The organism is Bacteroides sp. GD17 (assembly GCF_038448625.1).
In the GTDB taxonomy this organism is placed as follows: Bacteria; Bacteroidota; Bacteroidia; order Bacteroidales; family Bacteroidaceae; genus Bacteroides.
This window is the reverse complement of sequence record NZ_JBCEZS010000005.1, coordinates 149,462-167,185: the sequence shown is the minus strand read 5'-3', so window position 1 is coordinate 167,185 and position 17,724 is coordinate 149,462. Positions and strand designations below refer to the sequence as shown.

The 17,724-nt window shown below is 46.0% G+C and carries 15 protein-coding genes and 1 pseudogene; all 16 read left to right on the top strand.

Annotated elements, in window-relative coordinates; all coding sequences use genetic code 11:
• Positions 1-191: 191 nt before the first annotated feature.
• A complete protein-coding gene (locus AAE250_RS09735; RefSeq protein ID WP_342288882.1) occupies positions 192-428 on the top strand; it encodes an NVEALA domain-containing protein in 237 nt (78 codons plus the stop codon).
• A pseudogene (locus tag AAE250_RS09730) lies at positions 412-1,243 on the top strand (BF3164 family lipoprotein). Before AAE250_RS09735 ends, AAE250_RS09730 begins: the two are co-directional and overlap by 17 nt.
• A 184-nt stretch (positions 1,244-1,427) precedes the next feature.
• The gene (locus AAE250_RS09725) at positions 1,428-1,718 is read left to right on the top strand and encodes an NVEALA domain-containing protein (RefSeq protein ID WP_294597908.1); all 291 of its coding nucleotides are present in this window, start codon (positions 1,428-1,430) and stop codon (positions 1,716-1,718) included.
• A 49-nt stretch (positions 1,719-1,767) separates the two neighbouring features.
• Positions 1,768-2,811 (top strand): 6-bladed beta-propeller, encoded by a 1,044-nt coding sequence (locus AAE250_RS09720; protein ID WP_294597906.1) that lies wholly within the window; start codon positions 1,768-1,770, stop codon positions 2,809-2,811.
• 34 nt (positions 2,812-2,845) lie between these two features.
• Positions 2,846-3,106 (top strand): NVEALA domain-containing protein, encoded by a 261-nt coding sequence (locus AAE250_RS09715; protein WP_294597903.1) that lies wholly within the window; start codon positions 2,846-2,848, stop codon positions 3,104-3,106.
• A gap of 49 nt (positions 3,107-3,155) precedes the next feature.
• Positions 3,156-3,302: a hypothetical protein gene (locus tag AAE250_RS09710; RefSeq protein WP_294597901.1), complete on the top strand. Its 147-nt coding sequence runs from the start codon at positions 3,156-3,158 to the stop codon at positions 3,300-3,302.
• Between the two features lie 205 nt (positions 3,303-3,507).
• Positions 3,508-3,795 carry an NVEALA domain-containing protein gene (locus AAE250_RS09705; RefSeq protein WP_294597898.1) on the top strand — a complete coding sequence of 96 codons (288 nt, stop codon included), beginning with the start codon at positions 3,508-3,510 and terminating at the stop codon, positions 3,793-3,795.
• A 209-nt stretch (positions 3,796-4,004) separates the two neighbouring features.
• Positions 4,005-5,234 carry a 6-bladed beta-propeller gene (locus AAE250_RS09700; RefSeq protein WP_294597895.1) on the top strand — a complete coding sequence of 410 codons (1,230 nt, stop codon included), beginning with the start codon at positions 4,005-4,007 and terminating at the stop codon, positions 5,232-5,234.
• Positions 5,231-6,106: a DUF1573 domain-containing protein gene (locus AAE250_RS09695; RefSeq protein ID WP_294597893.1), complete on the top strand. Its 876-nt coding sequence runs from the start codon at positions 5,231-5,233 to the stop codon at positions 6,104-6,106. The genes AAE250_RS09700 and AAE250_RS09695 overlap by 4 nt, the downstream gene beginning before the upstream one ends.
• Positions 6,107-6,119: 13 nt before the next feature.
• Positions 6,120-7,010, top strand: a complete 891-nt coding sequence (lepB, locus tag AAE250_RS09690) for a signal peptidase I (protein WP_294597891.1) — start codon at positions 6,120-6,122, stop codon at positions 7,008-7,010.
• Positions 7,007-8,884 (top strand): hypothetical protein, encoded by a 1,878-nt coding sequence (locus AAE250_RS09685; protein ID WP_294597889.1) that lies wholly within the window; start codon positions 7,007-7,009, stop codon positions 8,882-8,884. Before lepB ends, AAE250_RS09685 begins: the two co-directional genes overlap by 4 nt.
• A 7-nt stretch (positions 8,885-8,891) precedes the next feature.
• Positions 8,892-10,517: an O-antigen ligase family protein gene (locus AAE250_RS09680; RefSeq protein WP_446715750.1), complete on the top strand. Its 1,626-nt coding sequence runs from the start codon at positions 8,892-8,894 to the stop codon at positions 10,515-10,517.
• Between the two features lie 90 nt (positions 10,518-10,607).
• Positions 10,608-11,837, top strand: coding sequence for a DUF4934 domain-containing protein (locus AAE250_RS09675; protein WP_294597885.1), 1,230 nt, complete (start codon positions 10,608-10,610; stop codon positions 11,835-11,837).
• A gap of 167 nt (positions 11,838-12,004) precedes the next feature.
• The gene (locus AAE250_RS09670; RefSeq protein WP_294597883.1) at positions 12,005-13,075 is read left to right on the top strand and encodes an efflux RND transporter periplasmic adaptor subunit; all 1,071 of its coding nucleotides are present in this window, start codon (positions 12,005-12,007) and stop codon (positions 13,073-13,075) included.
• A 45-nt stretch (positions 13,076-13,120) separates the two neighbouring features.
• Positions 13,121-16,225, top strand: coding sequence for an efflux RND transporter permease subunit (locus AAE250_RS09665; RefSeq protein WP_294597880.1), 3,105 nt, complete (start codon positions 13,121-13,123; stop codon positions 16,223-16,225).
• A gap of 2 nt (positions 16,226-16,227) precedes the next feature.
• Positions 16,228-17,700, top strand: coding sequence for a TolC family protein (locus tag AAE250_RS09660; protein WP_294597878.1), 1,473 nt, complete (start codon positions 16,228-16,230; stop codon positions 17,698-17,700).
• Positions 17,701-17,724: the final 24 nt, after the last annotated feature.

Below are 17,724 nucleotides of genomic sequence, written 5' to 3'. Positions count from 1 at the left end.
TTTCATCGAAGAAAAAACCGTCTCGGAGCCTGAAAAGCAAGACTGACCATTACTGACATTCCCCGAAAATACACTTGGTCACTAATGGTCAGTCATTAAATTTTGAGCGTATATTACTTTATGCGTAAGTTTGTCCGTCGAAAATCAGCACAGAAGTATTGTGTGTGAAATATCTAATACGAATATTGAAGATGAAAAAGAGAGTTATTGTAATCGGTCTGTTTGCCGTTTGTGCATTTACTGCATTTCATGGGTTTAAATCAGGAAAGAAGTCGAATGACCTGCTTCTAATGAATATAGAAGCTTTGGCGTATGGCGAAAGTGATCTTCCTATAGACTGTGCCGGGACGGGAAGTGTGGATTGTCCCGGAACACAAATTAAAGTTCAGTACGTAGTAGAAGGTTATAGTCTTGAAGAACTCTATTAACATATTGTTCCTATTTCTTTTGCTGGCAGCATGCACATCTGCGCCAGTGCAAAAAGGAATGTTTTATGCCGATTTTCCGGAAACACTGGAACTGCGAGGCGAGACAATTCCGTTGGACACCGCTTTGTTCCGTTATCCTTTTCGTGTTCGGGTGCAAGGTGATAAAGCTGTGGTGCTTGATTTGCATGGAGCGGACCATTTCTTTCAAGTTTTCCATTACCCCGATGGAATCTATTTGACTTCTTTCGGCAAGCGGGGAGATTCTCCCGAAGAATTGGTTTCTGCCGAAAATATTCGATGGAATAGGGGATTTTTGTGGGCACTCGATGCAAATAAGTCAGAATTGGTTAGGTTTGGATTTGCTTTGTCCGGTGATTCACTGCTTCGTCAAGAAGCAGTACCCTTGGATAAAGAGATTCTTAGGGCATTGGATTTTGTGCAATACGATGATTCTGCTTTTATCATTCCCGACTATTCCGGTGACAATCGTTTCTGTTGGGTGAACCGGCAAGGCAAGCCATTGCGCAAGACGGGAACGATTCCCTCTTCCAATGAAGATGCTTTGCAGCACTCCCGTCCTGCATGCGGTTTTCCACGGACGTTCGTTCAAGGAGATTGCACGAAGTGCACAGAAAGGCATTGATTTGCCGGACGGCGGACAGTACATCTATGTGTTTAGTCTGTCGGGTGAACCGCTCCGCAAGTATGTGCTGGACCATTATATATATGGTATAAGTGTGGATGAGCAGAAGGGTATTATCACGGCTACGGATGTGAACAAGGATGAGCCGATAATTGAATATAGAATGAAATGAAATAAAGGAACGGATGGTTAACGTTTATTGGATATTGCGCACCATCCATTCCATAACCCACTAAAGAAGGAGGTTTTGACAAAGGTACATAATTAATTTGAAGAAGCAATACGTTTGCTTCTCCGTTGAAAGGATAGATACGGAAAGAATAACTTTTATATTAACCCATAAAAACAAGAAAAAAATGGGAAAGAAACTTTTTGCAATTCTGATGGTCGCTGTAGTCGCAACATTTGCGGGCTACAATATTTATCAGTCACAGAGAATGGAAACGATGTCGGACTTGATGTTGGCCAATGTGGAGGCATTGGCTTATTATGAAGGTGATGATACAATTGACCCCAATAAAGCTTATGGTTATAAACTTGTTAATTGTCTTGATAAATTTGGAGCGGCAAAAGGTGCCAGATGTATCTCTGTAGAGGATAGTAAAAGTTCATGCGCATATAGTAGTGCTTGGGGCAAATGCGATTGAATGAAATGTACCTTTTAAAAACTGGGAAATAGCCAAAAAACTATTAGAAATGAATAAGCATAAGATAATAGTATATTTTTTATTTGTTTTTGCATTCTGTTTTTCTTGTTCGGAAGGCAGAGTGCAAAAACAAAACAACGTAATTGTAGATTTGACAAAAGGAGTGAAAGACAGTATAGGCTATTCTTTATTTGTAGATTCTATCGAGCATATTAATTTAGAGACAACGGATAGTTGTCTGATTGGTAAAATTACGGATATGGCAATAAGCCGGAGCGATATATTCCTTTTTGATGGACAACAACAGACGGTATGGCGATTTGGCAGAGATGGTAAATACCTTAATAAAATATCCGGGAAAGGCGAGGGACCGGGCGAATACGGCTATATCAGCCAATTTGAGTATGATGACAGAAAGAATCAGATTGCAGTTCTGTCTTCCGGTCAGAAAGCTATTTTGTTTTATACTCCGGAAGGAAAGTATCTGAAAACAGTGAAATTAGAAATGAGACCTGATGATTTTAAGATATGTCCTCAAGGTGGATTTATTTTGTCTAATTCCGGTTTGGATGAACCCGAGGCGGGGATTTATCATGTGGACGAGTCCGGTCAAGGAATGGTGTGTTTAGTAAAAAGGGACGGCAATCATCTTGTTTATATAACTTCTGAATGGGAATTATGTTCTTATGAAGATATAATATGTTTTATGGCTCCGAATTTTGATAATGTGGTGTATAATTTTGAAAATCAGGAACTTTCTGTTGAATATCCTTTTAGAATGAAACCTAATTTGAAGCATAATTATAAGAAAACTGTATCTTTGCAACACTTAGAGGATTTTATACGAACAACATATCTGGAAGGAAAAAGGTGGATATGGGCGACCTATTGGTCTTCTGTTGATGATTTAAGAATATTCGTCTATTCAAAAGAGACTGGCGAATATTGGATAGGGAGAGGAATGGTGAATGATTCTGATGATAGTGGAATTGGTAGGAAAACTTCTGTAACACAGGATAATACATTTGTTACCTGGCAGGAAAATGAGAACCCGAACGAAAACCCGACTATCCAGATATTACATCTGAAATGAATTCGGACTATTAACCCATAAAAAAAAGAAAAAAATGGGAAAGGAACTTTTTGCGATTCTGATGGTCGCTATAGTCGCAGCATTTGCGGGCTACAATATTTATCAGTCACAGAGAATGGAAACGATGTCGGACTTGATGCTGGCTAATGTGGAAGCGTTGGCTGATGATTCGGAATATGTTATAGGGACTATAGGAACCAATTGGAAAACATATAGAGTGACGTGTACTAAAACGGTTGGCTTTGATTATGGCTTAGTTTATACAAAAACTACTACTTATATTTTCAATATATGAAACATTACATTGCAAAACAACTTAACGAAGAAGATAATCCTATTCTGATATGGTTTCACATGAAAAAATAGAACTGCTTCGCAAATATGTGTCGGACCACCATGTTTATGACATATCCGTGAATGAAGAAAAGGGCATCATCCTTGCTACGGATGTGAATAAGGATGAGCCGATAATTGAATATAGAATGAAATAAAAAAGTAAAAATATGGATGGAGAGGAACGGGCGGTGAACGTCTTGTTGGTGCATGATGAACCGCCCGTTCCGTAACCCACCAAGAAAGGAGGTCGAGGCAAAGGTACGGAATTAATCTTAAGAAGCAATACGTTTGTTTCTCCGTTGAAAGAATAGATTACGGAAAGAATAAACTTTATATTAACCCATAAAAACAAGAAAAAAAATGGGAAAGAAACTTTTTGCGATTCTGATGGTCGCTGTAGTTGCAACATTTGCGGGCTACAATATTTATCAGTCACAGAGAATGGAAACGATGTCGAACTTGATGTTGGCCAATGTGGAAGCATTGGCTCGCTATGAATTGCCAGAAGTTGATGTTACATGTGGAAGTGAAAGTGGCGCTTGTTGGGCTGCATCGGGAGATTGCTATGTGAGTTGGTTTATTCGTTATGATGATTGCGCTTTTTGTGGATATACATCCTATTCTTGTGATTCTCCTTGTTTGCATTAGTGAAATGGTTGGATTGCTTTAATTCTACTAAATTAGAAAGTGTATCAAAACTAAAATTAGTTTTCATTCTGCCATTTGGAGAACTTTAGCTTGAAGAATCTCCTTCCTTTATGATGAGAGAAGAGATTCTTCACTGCGCTTAAAATGACAGAATGATACACTTGTCAAAGTTTTGACATATTCTTGTGTGCTAATAATTAAATTTATTTATGGACTTTAAGAAAATGTGTTTAAGAAAATATGTTTTTGTGAACAATATAGTAATTATATTGGGGGTGGCTATTGCTGGTGCGTGTTCATTGGATAACTCGGAAAGAAATAATGAGATTGAAAATATTCCTATTGAGCTACAGGAAGTATCTTCGGATGTTTCGTCATTTATAGAGAAGATTGAAATTGTACCTTTAGAAACGAATGATTCTTCTTTGATAGGTGCTTACAGAAAAGCGATGTATGATAAGGATATGGATATTTATGCTGTGTATGGTAGAGATCAAATAGTAGTGACTTTCTCTGGTGATGGAAAATTTATCGGAAGTTCAAAAAAAATGAAAGGTGAGGGACCGCAGGAATATTATATGGCAATCGATATGAAGTTCAATCCTTTTTTAAATGGAATTGATTTGCTGAATCCATATGGGGTGATTTACACTTATACTCCTGCTTTTGATTTAATTTCTATAAAAAAAATAAATCCGGAGTTCTTTGTGGATGCATTGATGGCTTTGGATGTAGATGATTATATATTCTCAATACCTTCAATTTGGGTAAATCAGGAAGTTACTTTTGTGAATACAGAAACACAGCAATCGCATATGGCGGTTTATGATGGAACGATATCTTCTGGAAATACAATGGATAGGGATTGCTTCCATAAAATTGGAAATGATTTTTACTTTGTTCCCAAAGGTATTAATTATTATTTTTATCGGATTGACGAGATAAATAAGACACTTGTCCCGATTATTTTTCTTGACTTTGGAAATGCCGAGATAAAGGAAAATAAACTTCCAGGGGTTGCTGCTGGTAAAAGAACAAAAGCAAAGGGTACAAAGCCCGATAAGAAAAGAGATGCCTTATTAAAAGAGATGCAAGAACGAAGCCAATATATACGGGACAATGACTTTATAGTTCCTTTGGTGAAGTTTTTTAATGATGACTATGTATATATTCATTTTGCTAAGGGACGAGTAGGACTGGGGGGAAATTATATATATAATAGAAAGAAGAAGAAAGGTTTCTTGCTAAAAGATGGGAAGCCTTTTATAATGCCGCCCTGCTTTGCAATTATTGATAATGTATTAATGACTATTTGTGATGCTTATCATATACCGGAATTAGTGAATGTTGATTTAATGACGATAGATGAAATAGAGAAAATGGAGCAGTTAAAGGACGACGATAATCCTGTAATTCTGAAATACTATTTGCGGAAATGAAATATTTGATTCCTATTTTTATGGTTGTCTTGCTATTTTCATGTAAAAATGCAGAACACGAAAGAATCTTGCGTACAATCTCTTATTGGCAAAATCGTGAGATTATTTTCCCTAAAGATACCTCTTTTATTAGTTATAGCCGAAAATGGGGGGCACGAAAAATGTCTTTGCAGAAAGGCGAGTATACTATTTTGTGTTATGTCGATTCAATAGGATGCATGAGTTGTAAATTGCGATTACCAGAGTGGAAAGATTTTATATATAAGATGGATTCTATGTCTCATGGTAATATTCCTTTTGTTTTTGTTTTCCAATCAAAAGCTACCAATGATTTAATTCATTTTCTGAAAAAAACAGGCTTTGATTATCCTCTTTTCATTGATACAAACAATAATTTCGACCGGCTAAATGGATTTCCTACGGATATTCAATTACAAACTTTCTTGCTAAATCGAGATAATAAAGTTATTGCAATGGGCAATCCTATATATAATCCTAAGGTAAAGGAATTGTATATAAATATTGTTCAAGGAAAAAATGTGAATACCAGTAAAAGTATCAATCTTCAAACAGAAGTAAAGGTGGATAGCAATTTTATATCTTTGGGTGATTTTGACTGGCAAAAAGAGCAAAAAGCGACTTTTTTTTTGAAGAATACGGGTAATAAACCATTGGTTGTTGAGCATGTGAACACTTCTTGCGGCTGTACTTCCGTATCCTATTCCAAGGAGCCCGTGCAACCGGGCAAGGATATTGCTTTGGAAGTGACTTATAAAGCCGATCATCCCGAACATTTCAACAAGACGATAACCGTATATTGCAATGCAGATACTTCTCCCATTGTTCTGAAAATAAGCGGAAATGCAAAATAAGTAAGGAAACCCTATGACGAAGAAGCTGAAACAGATGCCGAAGTGGCTGAATGGGATTGTGAACCTGGCTTTCTATTTGTGCCTGCTTGCCGCGATACTGGTTGTGTTGCAGGTGTTCGTCGTGACTTCTTTCAGGATTCCTTCCGACTCGATGGAACCTGCCATGCTGCCGGGTGACTATATCCTGGTGGATAAATGTTCTGCCGGTGCGAGGTTGTTCGATGTGCTTTCGGCATTGGACCGGAAGGAGGTGACGATACGCCGCATGCCCGGTTGGCGGGATTTCAAAAGGGAGGATGTGCTTGTATTCAATTTCCCTTATCAGCCCCATCGGTGGGACAGCATTGCTTTCGACGTGATGAAGTATTACGTGAAGCGTTGCGTGGCCATCCCCGGCGATACGTTGGAGATAAGAAACGGATTCTACAGAATACGCGGGCTGAATGAACCTGTGGGATGCCTGGAGGCCCAGAAGGGAATAGCGCAACTGCCGGACAGTGGGGTGCCGGGTATTGTGATGGGAACTTACCCATGGAATGAAGAACTGGGATGGACCATCAAGGAGTTCGGTCCGTTGGTGGTACCCGCAAAGGGGCAGGTGGTGAAAATGGATTTCAGGGCGTGGCTGCTTTATCGTTCTCTGATCAATCGGGAACAGGATAGCCATTTGCGGGTGGATGCAGGTGGACGGGTACTGCTGGGCGACAGCGTGATTTCAGAATACTGTTTTTGCGAGAATTATTATTTCATGGCGGGCGATAAGGCCGTGAACTCGCAGGACTCCCGCTATTGGGGACTGTTGCCGGAGACATTTATTGTAGGCAGGGCATGGCGGATATGGAAGTCGGAAGACCCGGAGGATGGGAACATGCGCTGGAAACGGACTTTAAAAAGAATAGAATGAAAGGAATTATGAATGGTTGGCTGATGGGCTGTATTTGCTTGTTGATGGCAATGTTTCTGTCTTGCCGGAATGATATGGCTTTGGAACAAGTACTGGATGCGGCCGGGGAACATAGGCCGGAGTGGGAATATGTGCTGGAACATTACAGGAATGACCGGCAGAAGTATGCTGCCGCCCGCTTCCTGCTTGTCAATATGCCGGGAGCTTTCAGCCGGAGCCGGGCTGATATTCCCGATGGCAGATTGTTGGATCTGACTTCGCTGCCGGCCTCCCGCCTGATAACGGAGATAGACCAGGCTTTCAACGCATGGCGCGAGAATGTCTATACCCGTGACTGCTCCTTTGATGACTTTTGTGAATATATTCTTCCTTACCGGCAAGCCAATGGGATTCTGATAGACAGCGCCAGACAGGTGTTCTATGCCCGGCATCACGGAAAGTTCTTTACGCAGCCGGGCAAGGACATGACGGAGGAAGTCGACTCGTTGCTCTATCTTTATCGGCACCTGATTCATGTACCTTTCGGACAGAAGGAACGGCAGCTACTGAGCGTTTCGGAGTTTGAATGTTATGGGCAGGGGCTTTGTGAACACCGCTGCTGGTACAATACATTGCTGCTTACTTCGCTTGGGATGGCTGCTGCCACCGATTTTGTTCCGGCATGGGGAAACCGCAATAAGGCTCATTCGTGGAATGTGCTGTTGAAGGATGGGAGGTCATACGCTTTTGAGCCTTTCTGGGATGAAGACAGGTGGAAATATAAGCGGATTTACAACAACCGCACTTTCGATGAGATATGGGGCTGCTTCCGTCTGCCCAAAGTATACCGTAATACATACCGCTATTATCTGGACGGTCCGGCTGCCGATAAGGATATGCGCCCGGAGGATGTCCCTACCCTGTTCCGCATCTTCCGGAAAAAGGATGTGTCGCACGAGTATTTCGATACGGTGAATGTACGGGTAGAACTGCCCGACGTTCCCGAAGGGATGAAGTATGCCTACCTGTGTGTGATGAACGATGAGCAGTGGCAACCGGTGCAATGGGGGAAGATTGAGGGTGGACAGGCTGTATTTAAGGGCATGGGCAGGGGAGTGGTATATCTCCCCATGTACTTCCGAAAAGGTTATTTGCATGCGGCGGGGATGCCTTTCCTATTGCAGGATGACGGCAAAAGCCGGGTACTTGTACCTTCGCGGGAAACGCACGACGTGGTGAGTAACCAGTTTTTGGGTGCCAATTTTTATCCTAAATCTCGTGTTCATCATCCGGATATTGCGGGGACGGTGCTTGTGGGTGCCTTGCAGGAAGGGAAGTGGAAGGATACACTCTGTGTCTTTCCCGACAGGATGGAGATGCACAGCATCAGCATGGAAATAGGACAGACAGACTCCATTCGCTATGTGCGGATGCATCTTCCGCACGGGTGTTTGTCCTTGGGCGACTTGCGCTTCTTTCAGCGTATGTCCGACGGCGGGCAACGGCGGCTGTCAGCCCGTTTCCTGAATGAATTGCCGGTCTCTCCGCTTGGGGAAACTGCGGATAATATCTGGGACGAATGGCCTTCCACCGGATATAACCGGGAAATATCGGCTCATTATGTGGATATAGATTTAGGAGAAACCGGCCGTTTGTCACGCATTGGTTTCTGCCCTTATATGGATAATGACTGCTGGGACGCGATACAGTATGAATTGTTTTATTGGGTGGATGGTGGCTGGAAGAGTCTGGGATGCCAGTATGGAGGTAAACCGGTACGTTATTCCGGTGTGCCGAAGAATGCGCTGCTGATAATAAAGCCTGTGAACTGTGATTGGGCCGGTGCTCCACGTCCTTTTTTGTTCGAAGAGGATAATGAGGTATATTGGTATTGACGGAGGAATGACGATGGTGGGGCTTGCGGGAAAATATATTGTGTATAGTTTGCTGATAATTGCTGTCAGTGCCTTGTTCTCTCTTGTTTGTGTGGCACGTTTGGACCTTCCTGTAGCAGATACAGTGGGGCAATGGGGCTGGTTTGACAAGATGGCTATGTGTGCATCGGGGCTGATTTTAGCGGCATGTTTCTTTATGTCATCCGGAATGAACCATGAATTATCGGGGATTGTTTCGTGGGCTTTGATGTGCTATGGCGGTATTGAAGCCGTTTGGGGCTTGTGCCAGCTTTATGGCTGTGTAGCATCCCGTCATTCTCTGTATGCACTAACGGGTTCTTTCTTCAATCCGGGACCCTATTCGGGATATTTGGCAATGATACTTCCGATATGTCTGCATCAATGGCTGGCTGGCGGCAAGGTGAAGCGCGCAATTGCAGGTGGAGTGGCATTGCTTATTCTTTGTGTACTTCCTGCGGGTATGAGCCGTTCGGCCTGGACGGCGGCGGGTGCCTCGTGCTTATGGGTATACAGTTGTCATACGAATTGGAGGGGGTATCTCCATAAGATGTGGTTGTTTCATGGAAGGTGGATGGTGATGGCTGCAACCGGGGGCTTGTGTGTCTTAGTGCTGACCGGTTGCCTGCTGTTCGCCTTGAAGGCCGATTCTGCACGCGGACGGTTGTTCATGTGGAAAATGGCTTGTCGTGCTATTGCAGAGGAGCCTTTAACGGGGCATGGCATTGATAACTTCGCGGTGGCGTATGGAGATGCGCAAGAGGCTTATTTTTCATCTGGCGATTATGAACCGTGGGAAGAACGTGTGGCGGGAAGTCCTGAGTATGCTTTCAATGAATATTTGCAGGCGGCGGTGGAACTTGGCATTCCTCGGGCTTTAGGTTTGTTGGCCGTTGTCTTTGTTTGCTTATATATAGGAGTCAGGAAAGGGCGTTATGGTACTTGTGGAGCCATTCTTTCTTTGATGGTTTTCTCTTTTTCTTCTTATCCTCTACAGCTTCCAGTATTTATTGTTGCATTAGGAGGGCTGCTTTGGGCGTGCGTATCGGGCGGTAGCCGTTGGGAATGGTTGGGATTGGCTGTATTGATAGGTGCAATCGGCTGTTTCCGTTTAAAGGATGATTTACGGAGTGAGCAGGCTTGCCGGGAGTGGATGAATGCAAAGGTACTATATAACGCGGGGGCATATCAATCGGCAGAAAAAGACTATGGGCGTATTTATCCTTTGTTGAAAAACCGCGCAGCTTTTTTATTCGAATACGGGCATGGATTGCATAAACAGCAGAAGTTTGAAGTTTCCAATCGTATTTTGAAAGAGGCCTTGAAAAGGAGTTGCGATCCGATGATACTGAATATTCTGGGTAAGAATTGTCAGCAAACGAGAGATTATCCGGCTGCGGAAGATTGGTTTGTCCGTTCCACGCATCGCTTGCCGGGGCGTATTTATCCATATTATCTGTTGGCGAAACTTTATACAGAACCGGGTTTTGAGCAGCCGGACAGGTTTGAGGAGATGAAACGGATTGTCTTGACAAAGGAACCGAAGGTACACTCTACAGCTATCCGCCAAATGCGGAAAGAAGTAGAAAAGCTAAGTAATACTACGCCATTTTAGTAATTTAACGATGTAAAATAGTTCTGGAACTAAATAATTTAGTTTATTTGTGGAGATATTATGAAAGTTGAACAAAAAACACACAAGATCATGAAGAAAGATTGGCTATATGCTGCATGCTTTGCTTGCCTGGCAGCGGCTTGTTCCGGTACTCCGCAATCTACGGTTGAAGGACTATGCTCTATTGATGTGGCAGGAGCTATGGAGAAGCCTGCCGAGTTGAAACTCTCCGAATTGGGTAATGATGTGCGCTATGTACCTTTGGAAACTACGGATTCGTGCCTGATTGGGGGAAATCCGAATATATTGTTGCTGGATAAATATATAGTCGTCTTTTCTCGCAAGGATTGCTTCGTTTTTGATAAAACCACCGGGCAGTTCATAAGTAAGGTAGGGCATACCGGCGATGATCCGGAAGCTTATTCTTATGCTTCGGCCACTTACAATGACGTAGACGGGCTGCTTTATTTCCAGCGTGCTCCGAGCACTTTACAGAAGTATGATGTGCAAGGCAATTATCGGGGAAAAGTAACGATACCGACTCCTCCTGCTGCACCCGGTGATTTCGCTTTTACGGATTCATTAATCATAGGGCATTACAATAATATTGCTATGGGATATAATGCACGGGCTCTGTTGCTATTTAATGAGGCCGGTGAGCAGATAGATACGGTTCCCAGTCTGTTTCCCGTTCTGCCGGAAAAGGAAGTGCGGGATATAGAAAGCATATCTATCAAGAAACAGGGCATTTCTGCTATTGTACTTACCATATTCAAGGACGGTAGCCAGTCGGCTGCTATCAGTGGTCATCCGTTCTTGTGGAAGAATGATGGGAAGGTTCGGTTTAAAGAGAGCTTCAACGATACGGTCTATACGGTAAACCGTAATGGGCTGGAACCTCACATTGCATTCCATACCGGCAAATGGCATTGGGGAGCAGAGGCACGTACGGATTCGAAAGACAATGAATCGCGTTTGTTGGTAGGAGCTGTTTTTGAAACGGATAATAATGTGTTCTTTCAATGTACGCGCGGACTATATACCGACGAACCGGAAGCCTTCAACGGCATTTATGACCGCAAAGCCGGTACCACCCGTATGTATGTAGAGAAAGAGGGTGTAACGGATGACTTGACAGGTTTTATGCCTTTCCACCCCAAAACTTGCAGTATGCAGGGGGAATATGGAACGATTGTCGGTTCGGATAAAGTGCTTGGATGGCTGGAAGAACATCCTGAAGAAGCTGAAAATGAAAAACTGGCGGTGCTGAAGACACTGACGGAAGACTCTAATCCGGTAGTGGTTATTACAGTCCCTTGATGAGGCAGCAGCCTGTTTTTGTCCATATAAAAAAGGGTGGGAAAAAACAGACTGCCTTCATAATGAGTAAAATAGCTACAAAATAGTTTGTCTGATTTGTCCATATATAAATGCTGGTTTGTATCTTTGAAACGACTAATTTTGTACATCAATAATTGAGCGTAAATATGAAAACACAGAACTATCGATACCTGCTATGTATAGCGGTTGCTTTACTGACTGCCTGTTCCGGCGCCAAGAAAGAAACAGATGCCGAAGAAGGAGTAGCAACCGTACTGCCGGGTGAGAACAATGAGGTAACCGTACAGACGTTGAAACGTCAGACCTTCGACCACGAACTGGTGAGCAACGGAAAGGTGGTTGCCGGAGTGCAAGCCGACTTGCGGTTTGAGACGGCAGGAGTCGTAGCATCCATTTACGCGAAGAATGGCGACCACGTGCGCAAAGGCCAGAAGCTGGCTGAATTGGATAAATTCCGCTTGACCAACAAGACGGCGCAGGCCAAGGACGCACTCGATAAAGCTAAACTCGACTTACAGGATGTATTGATAGGTCAGGGTTATCCGGCAGACGACAACTCCAAAGTTCCTGCTGACATCATGCAGCTGGCTCGTGTAAAGAGTGGCTACGACCAATGTCTCTCCCAATACGAACTTGCCCGGTACGAAGAAGAACATGCCACACTGACTGCACCCTTCGACGGTGTGGTAGCCAACCTTTTCTCCAAGCCTTATAATGCGGCAAACACTTCGGATGTCTTCTGCACTATTGTGGGAACGGAAGGCATGGAGGCCGATTTCACGGTGTTGGAAAGCGAACTTCCCTTAATAAAGAATGGTGATAAAGTAATTGTCACTCCCTACTCGGATGCGGCTTCCAAACAAGAAGGACGCATCACGCAGATCAATCCCTTGGTAGACGATAAAGGCATGGTAAAGGTAAAGGCCGTGGTGAACAGCAAAGGAAAACTGTTCAGCGGCATGAATGTACGCGTAAACGTGCATCGCTCTCTGGGCGAACAGCTGGTGATACCGAAGAGTGCCGTCGTGCTGCGCTCGGGAAAGCAGGTAGTGTTTACCCTGAAAGATGGAAAAGCGCAGTGGAACTACGTGCAGACCGGACTGGAAAATGCCGAAAGCTACAGTGTAGCCGATGGCTTGAAAGAGGGAGATACGGTAATCGTGACGGGGAATGTGAACTTGGCCCATGAGGCGCCGGTCACGATTATTAAAAATTGAGAACTTCATTCTCAACTTTTCAATTCTTAATTCATAATTTGAAAGATGGTAAAGTTCTTGATACAGCGGCCTATTGCCGTGCTGATGGCGTTTACGGCATGTTTCATCGTCGGGTTGGTGACGTATTTCACTTTGCCGGTGTCTTTGCTGCCCGATATTGCCATCCCGGAGATTACGGTTCAGGTGACGGCACAAAACACTTCGGCACGTGAGTTGGAGAATACGGTGGTGAAGCCGTTGCGGCAGCAGCTCATCCAGGTGGCAAAGCTGAAAGACATGAATAGTGAGACGCGTGACGGAGCAGGCATCATCCGTCTGAGCTTTGACTACGGCACGAATACCGACCTGGCTTTCATCGAGGTGAACGAGAAGATAGACGCTGCCATGAACTACCTGCCCAAAGATACCGACCGCCCTAAGGTGATAAAGGCCAGTGCCACGGACATCCCGGTTTTCTACCTCAACCTGACGTTGAAGAGCGACAGCGCTTACGGCAAGACCGACGAGCGTGCTTTCCTCGATCTGTGCGAGTTTGCCGAGAACGTCATCAAGCGTCGCATCGAACAACTGACCGAAGTGGCAATGGTCGATGTGACCGGTCTGCTGGAACGCCAGCTGCAGATTGTGCCCGACCCGGACAAGTTGGCTGTGCTGGGACTCTCCATCGAAGACATTGAAAACACTTTGGCACAGAATAATGTAGAGCCGGGCAGCATGACCGTGCGCGACGGCTACTACGAGTATAACATCAAATTCTCCACCCTGCTGCGTACGGAAGAAGATGTGGAAAATATCCTTTTGCGTAAGGAAGGCCGCATCATCCGCCTGGGCGATTTCTGTAGGGTGGGCATTGTGCCTGCCAGGGAGAAGGGGGTGTCGATGAGCAATGGCAAGCGTGCGGTAACCCTCGCCGTCATCAAGCAGGCCGACGAGAACATGGACGACATGAAGCTCGCCATCAACCGTACGATGGACTACTTTAAAACGGTATATCCGGACATTGATTTCAGTATCAGCCGCAACCAGACAGAGTTGCTGGACTATACCATCTCTAATTTGCAGCAGAATCTCTCGTTGGGTTTTCTCTTTATCTGTATTGTGGCGGTGCTCTTCCTGGGCGATGTCAAGTCGCCGTTCATTATCGGGCTGAGCATGGTGGTGTCCATTGTCATCTGTTTCCTCTTCTTCTATCTGTTCAAGATGTCGCTCAATATTATCTCTTTGTCGGGATTGATTCTGGCGCTGGGTATGATGATTGACAGCAGCATCATTGTGACGGAGAATATTTCGCAATACCGCGAGCGGGGCTATTCGTTGCGGCGGGCTTGCGTGGCAGGTACGAGCGAGGTGGTGACGCCGATGCTCAGTTCGTCGCTGACGACGATTGCCGTTTTTGTGCCGCTGATATTTATGAGTGGCATTGCCGGGGCACTGTTCTACGACCAGGCATTTGCCGTGACGGTGGGGTTGCTGGTATCTTATTTTACGGGCATCATGTTGCTGCCGGTGCTCTACATGCTGGTCTATCGCACGGGGTTGCGTGGCAAGTCGTGGTTCTCGCGCATTCGTATCAACAATCCGTTCAAGGAGCATACGTTGGACCGTTTCTACGATGCGGGCATAGACTGGATATTTGCCCATAAAACGGTCAGCGTCATTTTCTGTATTGTTTCCGTTCCGCTTTGTGTCTTCCTTTTCTATTTTATCGGCAAGGAGCGTATGCCCGAGATAGACCAGAACGAGCTGATAGCCCGTGTGGAATGGAACGAGAATATCCATGTGGACGAGAACCGCCATCGGGTGGATGCTCTGTTCCAGGAATTGCGGGACGAGACGGTAGAGCAGACTGCCGCCGTGGGCCAGCAAGACTATCTGCTGAACCGCGAGCAGGCTCTTTCTTCCTCGGAAGCCGAACTGTACTTCAAGACGACTGAGCCGGCGGAGATTGCTCCTTTGCAGAAGAAGATATACGCACGCTTGAAGGAGGAATATCCGCTGGCGGTGGTGTCCTTCTCTCCTCCGGAGACAGTGTTCGAGAAGCTGTTTGTGACGGGCGAGGCCGATGTGGTGGCCGAACTCTATGCCCGCAACAAGGAGAAAGCGCCGGTGGCCGGAGAGTTGCGCGGATTGGAACAGCAGTTTACGGGGCTGACGGGTATAGCGCCTACGGGCATCGCCTTCGAGAACCAGCTGAATATAAGTATTCTGCAGGAGAAGCTGTTGCTGTACAACGTTTCGTACGACGAACTTTACAGGGTGCTGAAGACTGCCTTCAAGGAGAACAGCGTGGCGATGCTCCACTCTTACCAGCAGTATCTGCCTATCAGTATAGTGGGAGAGGAGCAGACGGTGAACGACGTATTGCAGACAACGCTGATACCGACCCGTCCCGACGACCGGGGAAAGGTGGAATACATCCCGCTGCGCGACTTGGTGAAGGTGCGTCCCGCCGAAGACCTGAAGACGATTACGGCAGGACGCAACGGCGAGTACATTCCGTTCCGCTTCTACGACGTGGACCGTGCTCCGGAGCTGATGGCGCAGGTGAAGCAGGCGGCGGACCGCACGGGCGACTGGGACACAGCCTTCTCAGGTAGTTTCTTTTCCAACCGGAAGATGATGGACGAGCTGGTAGTGATTCTTTTCATTTCCATCTTACTGATGTACTTTATCCTTGCCGCGCAGTTCGAGAGTTTTGTGCAGCCGCTCATCGTGTTGCTGGAGATACCGATAGACGTAGCGTTTGCCCTGCTGCTGTTGTGGGTGTGCGGGCATACGCTGAACCTGATGTCGGCCATCGGACTGATTGTGACGTGCGGTATCATCATCAACGACTCCATCTTGAAACTGGATGCTATCAATGAGCTGCGGAAGGCAGGTATGCCCTTACTTCCGGCCATTCACGAGGCAGGGCGTCGCAGGCTCCGGCCTATCATTATGACGTCGCTTACTACAATATTTGCCATGGTGCCGCTGTTGTTCTCGTTCGACATGGGGTCGGAGTTGCAGAAGCCGCTTTCCATTGCGATGATTGGGGCGATGTTTATCGGGACGTTGGTCAGTCTATTCATCATCCCGCTGATATACTGGTTTATTTACCGGCGTGTCGCCGGAAACGAGTTCCCCGGCGGCATAAAAGAAAGTAAATGATTATGAAGAAAGAAATTCTTGTATTACTCGTGAGTCTGAGTCTCACAACAGGATTTGCCCAGCAGCGCGTCACGCTGGACTTGCAGCAAACCATTGCGCTGGCTAATGACAGTTCGCTGGAAGCCTTCCGCACCAAGAACATGTACCTGTCCGGCTACTGGGAGTACCGTACGTACAAGGCAAACCGACTGCCCAGCCTGACGCTGAACATGACGCCCGCGCAATACAACCGCGACATCACCAAGCGTTACGACTCCGAGCAGGATCTTGACATCTATCGCAGCCAGCAGTCCTTCTATGCCTACGGCAACCTGGCCATCCGCCAGAATCTGGACCTGACCGGCGGTACGTTCTATCTGGACACGGAGCTGGGATACATGCGAAGCTTCGGCGGTAACAAGTATACCCAGTTCACCAGCGTCCCCGTCCGCCTGGGCTATTCGCAGAGCCTGGTGGGGTACAACCCTTTCCGATGGGAGCGCAAGATTGAACCGCTGAAGTACGAGAAGGTGAAGAAAGAATTCATCTACAATGCCGAGCAAGTGTCCGAGCAGGCTACGACTTATTTCTTTGCCCTCGCCATGGCGCAGGCCGAATACGATCTGGCCAAGGAGAATGTTGCCTCTACCGATACCCTCTACCGCATCGGTATGCAGCGCCTGAAGATAGCCGCCATCAGCCGGGCCGACTTGCTGACGCTAAAGCTGGACGTGGTGAATGCCCGCAATACATTGCAGAATGCCACCAGCGCGCTGAAGCGTGCCACCTTCTCCCTGGCATCTTTCCTGAACATGGAGAAGAATACCGAGATAAGAATTGTGCTTCCGGGCCGCCCGCAGCAGCTCACCATTCCGGTGGACGAGGCGCTGGCGGCGGCACAGAGCAATAATCCCCAGTTCCTGGAAGTGAGGCAGGATGTGCTCGAAGCGGAGCAGAATGTGGACAAGACGAAGAAAGAATCGCGCTTCAACGCCAGCATCAACGCCAGCGTGGGCTTCAACCAGGTGGCCGAGAAATTCGGCGAGGCATACAAGAGTCCTATGCAACAGGAGATGGTATCGGTCAGTGTTTCCATCCCGCTGGTGGACTGGGGCGTGCGGAAGGGAAAATATAATATGGCAAAGAACAATCTGAACGTTGTCAAAACCTCCGCCCGGCAGAGCGAAATCAGTATTGAAGAGGAAGTCATCATGACCGTGTCCGACTTCAACGTGCAGCAGGACCTGGTGAAGAGTGCCGAAGAAGCGCTCGACCTCTCCATTCTGGCCTACAACGAAACGCGCCAGCGCTTCATCATCGGCAAGGCTGATATCAGCAGCCTCACCCTCTCGCTGAACCGCCAGCAGGAAGCACAGCGCAATTACATCTCCGCCTTGCAGGACTACTGGCTGAATTATTACAAGATACGTAAGTTGACACTTCACGACTTCGCATCGGGTTTCTCGCTTTCCGAGAAGTTTGATTATGACAGATGATGAACCGGATACCTGTTGGTATAA

Coding starts and splice junctions, on each gene's coding strand:
- AAE250_RS09735 (WP_342288882.1), top strand. CDS start 192: ATGAAAAAGAGAGTTATTGTAATCGGTCTGTTTGCCGTTTGTGCATTT.
- AAE250_RS09725 (WP_294597908.1), top strand. CDS start 1,428: ATGGGAAAGAAACTTTTTGCAATTCTGATGGTCGCTGTAGTCGCAACA.
- AAE250_RS09720 (WP_294597906.1), top strand. CDS start 1,768: ATGAATAAGCATAAGATAATAGTATATTTTTTATTTGTTTTTGCATTC.
- AAE250_RS09715 (WP_294597903.1), top strand. CDS start 2,846: ATGGGAAAGGAACTTTTTGCGATTCTGATGGTCGCTATAGTCGCAGCA.
- AAE250_RS09710 (WP_294597901.1), top strand. CDS start 3,156: ATGGTTTCACATGAAAAAATAGAACTGCTTCGCAAATATGTGTCGGAC.
- AAE250_RS09705 (WP_294597898.1), top strand. CDS start 3,508: ATGGGAAAGAAACTTTTTGCGATTCTGATGGTCGCTGTAGTTGCAACA.
- AAE250_RS09700 (WP_294597895.1), top strand. CDS start 4,005: ATGGACTTTAAGAAAATGTGTTTAAGAAAATATGTTTTTGTGAACAAT.
- AAE250_RS09695 (WP_294597893.1), top strand. CDS start 5,231: ATGAAATATTTGATTCCTATTTTTATGGTTGTCTTGCTATTTTCATGT.
- lepB (WP_294597891.1), top strand. CDS start 6,120: ATGACGAAGAAGCTGAAACAGATGCCGAAGTGGCTGAATGGGATTGTG.
- AAE250_RS09685 (WP_294597889.1), top strand. CDS start 7,007: ATGAAAGGAATTATGAATGGTTGGCTGATGGGCTGTATTTGCTTGTTG.
- AAE250_RS09680 (WP_446715750.1), top strand. CDS start 8,892: ATGACGATGGTGGGGCTTGCGGGAAAATATATTGTGTATAGTTTGCTG.
- AAE250_RS09675 (WP_294597885.1), top strand. CDS start 10,608: ATGAAGAAAGATTGGCTATATGCTGCATGCTTTGCTTGCCTGGCAGCG.
- AAE250_RS09670 (WP_294597883.1), top strand. CDS start 12,005: ATGAAAACACAGAACTATCGATACCTGCTATGTATAGCGGTTGCTTTA.
- AAE250_RS09665 (WP_294597880.1), top strand. CDS start 13,121: ATGGTAAAGTTCTTGATACAGCGGCCTATTGCCGTGCTGATGGCGTTT.
- AAE250_RS09660 (WP_294597878.1), top strand. CDS start 16,228: ATGAAGAAAGAAATTCTTGTATTACTCGTGAGTCTGAGTCTCACAACA.